Origin of the sequence: Shewanella sp., assembly GCF_047975355.1 — a bacterium.
GTDB lineage: Bacteria > Pseudomonadota > Gammaproteobacteria > Enterobacterales > Shewanellaceae > Shewanella.
The window spans coordinates 127,378-138,031 of sequence record NZ_JBKEDJ010000020.1; the positions used below are offsets into that span (position 1 = coordinate 127,378).

The 10,654-nt window shown below is 49.5% G+C and carries 6 protein-coding genes; 3 read left to right on the top strand and 3 right to left on the bottom strand.

Going from position 1 to position 10,654, the window contains the following annotated elements:
* Positions 1–32: 32 nt before the first annotated feature.
* Together ACK5NH_RS07925 and ACK5NH_RS07930 are read right to left on the bottom strand one after the other, a co-directional pair.
* On the bottom strand, positions 33–977 hold the full coding sequence (locus ACK5NH_RS07925; protein ID WP_416918985.1) for a diguanylate cyclase: 945 nt from the start codon (positions 975–977) through the stop codon (positions 33–35).
* Positions 977–5,860 (bottom strand): PAS domain S-box protein, encoded by a 4,884-nt coding sequence (locus ACK5NH_RS07930; protein WP_416918987.1) that lies wholly within the window; start codon positions 5,858–5,860, stop codon positions 977–979. The genes ACK5NH_RS07925 and ACK5NH_RS07930 overlap by 1 nt, the downstream gene beginning before the upstream one ends.
* Before the next feature lie 368 nt (positions 5,861–6,228).
* Between ACK5NH_RS07930 and ompR the strand changes: the two genes are divergently transcribed.
* The 3 genes from ompR to ACK5NH_RS07945 all read left to right on the top strand — a co-directional run bounded on the left by ompR (position 6,229) and on the right by ACK5NH_RS07945 (position 10,404).
* Positions 6,229–6,954 carry a two-component system response regulator OmpR gene (gene ompR, locus ACK5NH_RS07935; protein WP_011624532.1) on the top strand — a complete coding sequence of 242 codons (726 nt, stop codon included), beginning with the start codon at positions 6,229–6,231 and terminating at the stop codon, positions 6,952–6,954.
* A 40-nt stretch (positions 6,955–6,994) separates the two neighbouring features.
* Positions 6,995–8,311, top strand: coding sequence for a two-component system sensor histidine kinase EnvZ (envZ, locus tag ACK5NH_RS07940; RefSeq protein WP_416918990.1), 1,317 nt, complete (start codon positions 6,995–6,997; stop codon positions 8,309–8,311).
* 116 nt (positions 8,312–8,427) lie between these two features.
* Positions 8,428–10,404, top strand: coding sequence for a methyl-accepting chemotaxis protein (locus tag ACK5NH_RS07945; protein ID WP_416918992.1), 1,977 nt, complete (start codon positions 8,428–8,430; stop codon positions 10,402–10,404).
* A gap of 56 nt (positions 10,405–10,460) precedes the next feature.
* On the opposite strand, the gene ACK5NH_RS07950 is transcribed toward ACK5NH_RS07945, so the two are convergent.
* Positions 10,461–10,654, bottom strand: a 194-nt coding sequence (locus tag ACK5NH_RS07950; protein ID WP_416918994.1) for a redoxin family protein, incomplete at its 5' end; no start/stop codon positions are given.

Genomic DNA, 10,654 nt, shown 5'->3' on the forward strand with positions numbered 1-10,654 from the left:
GCCAAGTAACCATACTAGACACTCAAACAAGACTATTGCGCCGGTTCAATATCGACACCTACGACTCGATTACGGCCATTATGTTTAGCGATATATAGCTGCTGATCCGCAACTTCAACCAAAGACTCCCAACTTAGCTCGGCGAGTGGTTGAATAGTAGCGATACCAGCACTCACTGTGACCTCACCAAACTCAGAGTCTAGATGTTCTAAATGCAGGGCTTGCACAGCATCCACCATTGCCTGCGCGAGGCGCATGGCTCCTGACAACTTAGCCTCTGGTAAGATACAGATAAACTCCTCACCACCATAGCGCGCAATAAGATCATTAGGGCGTTTTAGCATGCCCTTCGCGGCATAGGCAACCTGTCGCAAACATTGATCACCTTCTTGATGACCATAGCGGTCGTTATAACGTTTAAAAAAGTCCACATCCAGCATGATGACGGACAAATACGCCTGATTACGGCTGCAATGGCGCCAAATTTCGGGTAAACGTTGCTCAAACTGACGACGGTTAGCAACTCCCGTTAAACTGTCGAGCAATGCGATGGAATGAAGCACATCTGCTTGGCGCTTAAGCAGATACTGGTTTTTTACCCGCGCACTAGTGATGATGGGGTTAATTGGCTTGTGAATAAAATCCACCGCGCCGAGTTGAAAGCCCTTTACCTCCTCGATCTCATCAAAATGGGCGGTAATAAAAATGACACCGATATTGGTGGTTGTCGGATCGGCTTTCAGCCGTTGGCAGACTTCATAACCTGTCATCTCAGGCATTTCGATGTCCAATAACACCAGATCGGGCTGCATCTTTTGGCACACCTGCAGCGCCTGCTCACCACTGGTTGCCATAAACATCTCATATTCTTCATGGAACAGCTGGTGCAGGATTTTGATGTTAAGTGGCTGATCATCCACGATCAAAATCTTGCCCTTTACGGCCTGCTGCGTCGCCATTAATTCACTTAAATACACTAGGCATCCTCCAACATCATAGTGCGCAACGTCTCTAAGGCTTGCGTAAAGGCAAGGGATTGCACCTGTTCGTTAAGCTCCGTCCATTGTGGATGCTGTGAGAGCGGTTTTGCGAGTTTGTCTACAAGAGTCACAGCTTCTAAATTATTTTCCCGTAAGAGGGAGGCCAAGTTATCCAGCTCGGCTCGAACACTTTGCATATCCACGACAGCGCCGTTTGCAGATTCGGTCGATTGCGGCTGTTTTAACTGAGCCTTGGGTAAAAAGCCAGAAAGCTGTTCAATACTTTGATAAATTAAGGATTCCAGTGTATCCGTCCAGCGTTTTATTTCCAGCAGTTCTAAACCTTCCTGTTTAAATTGTTTTTCTAAAAATGCAGCATGCACGGCTAAACGCCTCGCCCCAAAGTTGCTGGCAATACCTTTGATTGCATGGCTGATCGCCGCTGTGGTGGCGTAATCAAAGGTTTTCGTCGATTGCTTGAACAAGCTGAGCTGTTTGGTCATTTCAGGGGCAAAGCTGCTCGCCATTTTTTCGAAAAACACTTGATTGCCACCAAAGCGGCGCAGGATCAAACGAATATCGTCGAGTAAGGTCTCGCACTCAAGATTATGCTGAGCGTCAAGATGCATCGACTCACTCTCAGCGAACTGTGCCGCCTCACGCCCCACCAGCCGCAATATATTCGGCAATAGCTGCTGCATATCTATGGGTTTGCTCACGTGGGCGTTCATGCCCGCATCGAGGCATTCCTGCTTGTCGGTCTGCGAAGCGTTTGCCGTCATAGCTAGGATAGGCAACTGGGCAAATCGGCCATCGGCGCGGATCCGGCGCGTAGCTTCTAGGCCATCAATATCAGGCATTTGCATATCCATAATCACAGCATCAAACATATCGCCACTTTCGAGTACCTGTGCCACCCCCTCAACACCGCCACCCGCCAGCACAACGGTTGCGCCCTCGTAGGTGAGCAGTTCGTCGATCACCTCTCGGTTTAATTGATTATCCTCGACCACTAACAGCGTGAGTCCCGCCAAGAGGCGCTGTGAGCGAGGTTTAGCATTGGCGTCCATGGTCTTGCCTTCGATAGCATTGAGCACGGCTTCGGCCAGAATGTGCGAAGTCACAGGTTTAGTTAAAAAGTTCACAAAAGGCACGTTGTTGATATGCTGACTCTCGGCAATGACCTCATGACCGTAGGCCGTTAACATCACCACCAGCGGGGTATAACTGCTGGTTCCAGCGTTTTTCAGCATCTCTGCGGTTTGTAAACCATCGATATCCGGCATGCGCCAATCCATCAACACCACATCAAATTGCTGGGCATTGGCTGTGGCTTGTTTTACTTTTTCAATGGCTTGATAGCCACCCGAGGCGGTTTCAACTTCGCAGCCGTAATCGCTGAGGATTTTCGATAAGATTTCTCTCGTGATCTGATTATCATCGACAACCAAAATACGATAACCACTCAAGTCGACACGGGGTTCAGCCTCCACCTCCATCACGGGGAAAACCAGATCAAACCAGAAACGGCTACCAACACCAACTTTACTGGTGACTTGCAGTTGCCCGCCCATTAACTCGACGAGGCGTTTGCTAATCGCAAGCCCAAGCCCTGTGCCACCGAAACGGCGAGATGTGGAAGATTCGGCCTGTTCAAAACCAGTGAAAATCCGCTCGATTTGCTCTTCGCTGATACCAATACCACTGTCAACAATCGAAAACTGCACAGTGACGCTATCGGCCTCATGGCTTAGGCATTCCAGCCCGACGATCACTTGTCCGTGTGGCGTAAATTTGAGTGCATTGCCTGCTAAATTGATCAAAATTTGCTGCAACCTTAACTGATCGGCGAGCAACCAAGCGGGCAGCGCCGAGTCGAGATCGAACATCACTTCCACATCGCGATTGCCATGATTGGCCGCCAGTACAACGGCGAGATCCCGCATCAACAACTCAATCGAGCAAGGGTGCGGGTCGAGTTTTAATTTACCCGCATCGATTTTTGAGAAATCTAAAATATCATTTAACAACCCTAGCAATGATTTAGCCGCAGTTTGCGCCTTAGTTACATAGCCCTGCTGCTGCACCGAGAGAGTGGTGTATTGCATCAGCTGCAACATACCGAGTACTGCATTCATGGGGGTGCGGATTTCGTGGCTCATATTGGCTAAAAAGGTCGATTTAGCGGCGTTGGCCGCATCGGCACTCTGTTTCGCCCCCCGCAATGTTTCCTCTAATTGACGCTGGGCAGTAATATCGACATTGATCCCTATCACTCTGATAACATGGCCGTGACGGTCCCGCTCGATTTGTGCCCCAGCCTGCACGAAACGGATTGTGCCATTCGTTGTTAACACTCTGAAAATCGGATCATATTGTTCGTTTCCAGCCACTGCGGCATTAAGCTTTTCTTCCGCATAAGCAATATCGTCGGGATGGACACGCATCCGCCAATGCTCATAGCTAAGCCCTTGCTGCTTTAGGCTTTCTGGCTGGTCATAAATCGCAAACATGCGATCGTTCCACTGTAATGAGTTATCAAGCAGATTCCAGCTCCAAATCCCCAGCTTAGCGACTTCCGCTGCCTTACTGAGGTGATTACTCGCCGTGAGTAAGGCTTCTTGCTGGGCCAGAATTTGCGAGATATCTACCGCAATCCCGAGGTATCCGAGGATTTCACCATCACTGCCACGCATCGCGGTGACAGAAAGTGACACTTGGAATTGGCTGCCATCTTTACGCACATAGGTCCAAGTACGAGTTTCGGAGCCTTCTTCCCGCGCTTTATGGACAAAAGTGTCAAAGCCTTGAATAGTTTGCCCATACTCCTCAGATAGTTCGGCCGCTCTAGCGGCAACTTCCTCGGCTAAATGAATTGGCGCAGGGGTTAATTTACCTATCACTTCCTCGGCGGAATAACTGAGCATACGCTCTGCGCCTCGGTTGAAGATGGTGATGACGCCCTGAGTATCGGTAGCAATAATTGACATTTCGGAAGCGGCATCGAGCACATTGGTCAAGAGAGTCGCAATCCGATTTTTTTCAAGTTGCGCCAATTTACGCTCGGTAATATCGGTTTGCAAAGCAACAAAACGCTCCACTTTGCCATGCTCATCGAATACTGGGCCAATCACAGTATCGAACCATTTCAGTTGTTGGTCTTTCCCTTGGTTACATATTTCCCCATGCCAGGATTTACCCGCCTTAATCTGTTCCCACATTGCCTTCCAAAATGTGGCATCGTGCTCTCCCGACTTAAGCACCGCATGGGTCTTACCGACTAATTCTTCGCGCGCATAACCAGCGTTCAGACAGAAGTGTTCATTCACATCTAAGATCACCCCATCTAAATCGGTGACAGAGTAATGTAACTGCTGGTTAATAGTATCGAGCAACGTCTGATTCTCGAGTAAAGCATGCTGTAATGCTTGGGTGCGCTTAGTCACCTGTCGCTCAAGACTAGCGTTGAGGTTGAGAATATGCCGCTCGGCATCCTGCTGCGCCGTGATATCCCGTATGGTTTGACTCAAGCCAACGATGTCGCCATGTTCATCGTAAATAGGCAAAGCCGTGGTCGAGGTCGATAGATTGCTCCCATCGGCACGTTGATGGCGCGATACCCGATTAAGCACGGTTTTTCCGGCTAACACGTCGGCAAATAATGCTTGCTCCTCGAGTACTATGCTGGGCGGCACAATCAACTCGCTGCTCGGCTGCCCTAGTGCCTGCTCCTCTGTATAGCCAAAGAGTCGCTCGGCGCCTTGGTTCCAACTGGTAATATTGCCGGCTAGGTCATAACTGATAATGCCGTCGAGGGAGTGCTCCAGCATACTGGCTCGCCGCGCTTGCTCAGCTAGAACCTGCTGTTTACGCTGTAAACTCAAAGACCACATGGCGATCAACGCCGCCAGCAGCACGCTAAACAGGCTGCCACTGAGCAACATTAAACTCGGCTTATTTAAGTGCAATGACTTAATAAATGCGGGATAAGCAATCACGTCAAATTGCCAATGCCGACCAAAAATAGTTTTAGTGGACTTGTAGTTGTAATCCGATAGCGGGCTTAAATCATTGGCGTGGGTTTCGAAGAAATTGATAGGCTGCTTCGCATCTGTCACATCACTTAATATCAGCTTGGTCATTTTCTGATGGAGGGATAAACCCGTTAAAATTTCGGTAGTGACCAAAGGTGCATAGCTCCAACCAAACCCTTGGACCAGTCGCTCTTCTGGGGTTTGGGGCACAACATTGGTACGGTAAACAGGTAACAGAATTAAGAAGGATTGCAGTGGCTTACCCGTGGCTTGCACTAAGGTAATAGGCGCAGAAATCTGTACTTCCCCGGATAACAGGGCGCGATCGGCCGCCTCTTTTCTGTGGGTCTCTGACGCGATATCTAAACCGACCGCCGCCTTATTGCGGTTGAGAGGTTCAATATATTCAATTAAGTACTTCTCGCCTTCGTTTGGGCTGAGCTGGCGAATATGGTACTCAGGCCAATCGACCGCTTTTACGCGTGCTAAAAACTGCGCTTCATGCTCTTTAGGGACACGCCTAATAAAGCCAAATCCACGGGCGCCGGGAAACTCTTCATCCACATCCCGCGTCAGGCTGTAATTGTGAAACATGGCGCGACTAATTTGATCTTCGCCCGCCGTCAGTATCATGCCTCGAGCGCCCCTTAGACCATATTGGTACAGGGCAATCCGGTTGATCACATTCTCACTGATCTGCTGCGCGCGTTCTTCTAGCGCCTGCGAAATGGTTTGTGCATTGATGCGACTCACCTGCCAAGCGAGCACGGCACTGAAAAACAGCCCCGCGAGCAAGACGAAAAATCCCCATTTGGAGGCTTGCTTGTAACTCATCGACAGGTTCATATGTACCTAATAATGAATAATCATAGAGTTATGATTCTGGACTAATCAAAATACTTTTGCCATAAAGCTTACGCGTTACAGCGATAAATGCGCCAAAAGTTGTTAATGCCAATTTAGTTACAATTTCAGTTACATACTAGATAAATGTCATGATTCCCATGCAATTTCATTTGCTTAGTATTAACATGAGTTGGCAATTAGCCGTATTCAACCGCTATTGGTTTACATCATGAGCTAGTCGCTCAGATTGAATCCAGCTATATTAAGCACATTCTTGGCAGATTCGTTTTCAATTTCAGCCAGTTAATCTTTGTTGTATGACGGCATAAAGAATAAAAGCAATAATCCGAGCAATTTAAGGACATCCCATGGGACAAGAAACCTCGAAAATCCTCGTCGTCGATGATGATATGCGCCTACGAGCACTACTCGAGCGTTACCTGATGGAGCAAGGCTATCAGGTACGCAGTGCGGCCAATGCCGAGCAGATGGACCGTTTATTAGAGCGGGAAAACTTTCACCTGATAGTGCTCGATTTGATGTTGCCCGGAGAAGATGGCTTATCCATCTGTCGTCGCCTGCGCCAACAGGGCAGCACGATTCCCATTGTGATGCTGACCGCCAAGGGCGATGAGGTCGACCGGATTATCGGCTTAGAACTCGGCGCCGATGATTATCTGCCGAAACCCTTTAACCCCAGGGAATTATTGGCGCGGATTAAAGCCGTCATGCGCCGCCAAGTGCAGGATGTACCCGGTGCACCAGCGCAGCAAGAAGCCGAAATTACCTTTGGTGAGTTTTCCCTCGACTTAGCCACCCGCGAGATGTACCACGGTGATGAGGCCATCACACTCACCAGTGGCGAGTTTGCCGTATTAAAAGTGTTAGTCACCCATCCACGCGAACCATTATCGCGGGATAAACTGATGAACCTCGCCCGTGGCCGTGATTATTCGGCGCTGGAGCGCTCGATTGACGTACAGGTTTCGCGCCTGCGGCGTTTAATTGAGAAGGATCCCGCCAATCCAAGATATATCCAAACCGTGTGGGGTCTTGGCTATGTGTTTGTGCCCGACGGTGCGGCCCGTCGATGACACGCTTTTTGCCAGCTGCTGAACCTGTTTTGGCACGACTATGAAACCTAAGTTTTGGTGGCGCTTTCTTCCCCGCAGCGCCTTTAGCCAAACCGTCATGCTGATTGGTTGTCTGCTATTGATCAATCAGCTGGTTTCCTATGTCACTGTGGCTGTGTATGTGTTAAAGCCCAGTTATCAGCAAATCAACCAGTTAATTGCCCGTCAAATCAATTTGTTATTTGTCGATGGTATCGATATCGGCCGTGAACACTTAACCATAGTCGATGCACTCAATGCCAAAGTCCGTGACGATGGCATGAAGGTATATAACCAGCAGCAGGCCCGCGAAGCGGGAATCGAACAAGCCACCTACTACGGTTTTTGGTCATCCCAGATGTCGGAATACCTAGGTGGCGAGGCAGAAGTTCGCGTCACCCACGGCACAGTGTTACAAATTTGGATCCGCCCGCCGCAGGCGCCTTCGGTGTGGATTAAAGTGCCACTCATCGGGCAAAACGTTTCCGACTTATCGCCACTCACCTTGTACTTAATGGTGATCGGTGCGCTCAGTGTCGCCGGTGGATGGTGGTTTGCCCGCCAGCAAAACAGGCCGCTTAGACGCTTACAAAAGGCCGCAATAGCAGTTTCCCGCGGTGAGTTTCCCGAGCCCTTGCCGCTTAAAGGCTCCAGCGAACTGGTCGAGGTAACCAATGCCTTTAACCAGATGTCCCACAGCATGAAGCAACTCGAACAGGATAGAGCCCTGTTGATGGCGGGGATTTCCCACGATTTACGCACGCCACTGACGCGCATTCGCCTCGCCTCAGAGATGATGGTCGAAGAAGATCAATATCTTAAAGACGGTATCGTCAACGATATCGAAGATATGGATGCCATTATCAGCCAATTTATTGCCTATATTCGCCAAGATCAGGAAGCGAGCCGCGAGCCAGGACAAATCAATAAACTCATTCAAGATATTGCTCAGGCCGAAGCCAACCGTGACGGTGAAATTGAAGTCATGCTGACCGACTGCCCCGAGGCCCTGTTTCAAGGGCTGGCGATTAAGCGGGTATTGAGCAACTTAGTTGAAAATGCCTTCCGTTATGGTTCGGGCTGGGTGCGGATAAGCTCGCAATTTGATGGTAAGCGTATCGGTTTTAGCGTTGAGGATAATGGCCCAGGGATTGATGAGTCGCAAATTCCCAAACTGTTTCAGCCATTTACCCAAGGCGATATTGCACGCGGCAGTGTCGGCTCGGGCCTAGGGCTCGCCATCATCAAACGGATTATCGACCGCCATCAAGGCCAAGTCACCCTATCTAATCGCGCCGAAGGCGGCTTAAAAGCCCAAGTTTGGCTACCCTTGGAATAACTCCTCAATCTAGGATGACAAGGCTAACACTCATTCAGTGTTGTCATATTTATGTCACGCGAAATTCATAAACTCTAGGCAGTTAACTTCCTAAAGTTTCCAATGAAGATTGCATCATGAAGATTTCAACGCTGTCACTCTCTGCTTCGGCGCTGTTGTTATTGCTTGCGGGACTATTAGCAGCCGTGGTGCTGTGGAGCAGCGACCAAAGACAACAGATTGAACAACAAACCCAAGTGCTCCAAGGTTTACAACAGGATTTCCTCGTGGGGGTACGCCGCGATCTCGATGGCTATTTAGCCAGCGGCAATGCGACCCAACTCGAAGAAGCCAAAACCAAACTGAGTAAGATTAAAACTGAGCTCAGCGAACTCAACCTCGCCGCAGCGGGCAGTACCGATGAGGAGCTGCAAACTGGCCTTAGCCAATTTATTCAAGACTTAGACAGCAAATACCGCGCCGCCGGCAAACTCGCGGGCAATCCAAGGCAACTACTGACCCACGCCGAATCCGAAATGCTCGACTATAACCGCAGGCTTAGCAGTTACGCCGACAAAGGTTTAGCCGTAAATGCCACTGTGGCCGAACAATATCTGCAACTAAGCCGCGACTTACCCAGCATTGTTTATCAATTATCACAGCTCACCGACGGCTATCTCATCGATAAAAATCAGCAACTTAAAAATATTCTCGACAGCACTAGCAAAGAGCTAAACCAGTGGCGTGACCGACTGAACGCCCTGCCGTTAATCGGTGTGTACGAGCAGCTGGAAGCCGATGAATTTGCCCTCGGCGCGAGTGAGCCGCAGCAAATTGAAGTGGGCGAAAATGATCGCAGCGAGCTGCTAAGCCTTGCCAATCGATACAATAAAGAAGTCGCTAACACCCACCAACTGCTGCAAGCCAATCAGGAGATGCAAGAGCAGTTAATTCAAGCCATTAGCAGGGTTGAACAACAGCTTATCGCCCTCGGTGAGGCGCAAGCCGCCAAAAACCAACAACTTAAATACGAGTTACAAGTCATTCTTTATACAATGGTTTCTATTATGGCGCTATTTGCTATCGGCTATTTAATCCTGCAACAGAACCGAGTGGTTAAACCCCTTAAACGCCTCAACCAAGCCTTTATGCAATTAAGCGAGTCCAACAGTCGCGAACGCTTGGACATTAATCGCCGCTGCGAAACCGGCCAAATTGCAGGCCATTTCAATCAATTGCTACACAGATTCGAGCAAGAAGACGAACTCCAACGCCAACAAATGACTAAGGTTTCTCAATCCTTAAGTCAGTTGGTCGCGCGCATTACCCAACTGTCGCAGCACACTGAACACACTCAGACCATAGTCGCCGACACTCAGTCGCAAACCGAGCATATCCGCAGCCTAGCCAATGAGGTCAGCCATACCTCGGCCCTTGTTGAACAAAGCGCGGCCGAAACCATGCGCCAAATGCAGTCGAGCCAAACCGAGGCCGAAGCCGTGCTGAGTGCCACAGAACAAACACAAACGGCGGTCGGCCTTTGCCATGCCTCGCTCGAAAGCCTGAATAACTCAGTGGCAGACGTTGCTAAAATCATTGATGTGATTGGCAATATTGCCGAGCAAACCAATCTATTGGCACTGAATGCCGCTATCGAAGCCGCCCGTGCAGGCGAACAAGGTCGCGGTTTTGCCGTGGTCGCCGATGAAGTGCGAAGCCTGAGTCAACGCACTCAGGTGTCGTTAAATGAAATCGTGAAAATCCTGCATCAACTCACCCAATCTAACCTCGCACTCGGCGAGAGTGTCGATGGCATTGCCCAAGCGACCGATAGCCAAAAACAGCGGGCACAGAGCCTATGGCATGTGGCACAAACCGTACAAAATCAAGCGAGTGAAATGGCCAATACCGCCAAACAAGGCTCACTCAACGCCAAGGAGCAGGTCGATTACCTCGATGAATTTGTTCGCAGCATGGATAACCTAAAAGACCAAGCGCAAACCAGTTCACAGCAGAGCGAAGTGATTGCCCAAGAAGTACAGCAAAGCGTGGAAGATATTGAGACCAGCCTAGGCATAGCCAACACCAACACAGTATCTGCCCGAGCGGCTTAAGCTTTATACCTATTAAAATGGGAGCCTAGGCTCCCATATTGTTTTTTAATCAGGCATTAAAGTGCCGCCAACTCCACTTCGTCTTTACTCACTTCAAATGACTTTGGTTCTTCAACATTCAGTAACGTCACCACGCCGTCATTGATGATCATCGCATAACGTTGTGAGCGCACACCGCCAAAGCCTGCAGTATCCATCTCTAATCCGAGCGCCTTAGTAAAGCTGGCATCGCCATCGGCAAGCATCAGTA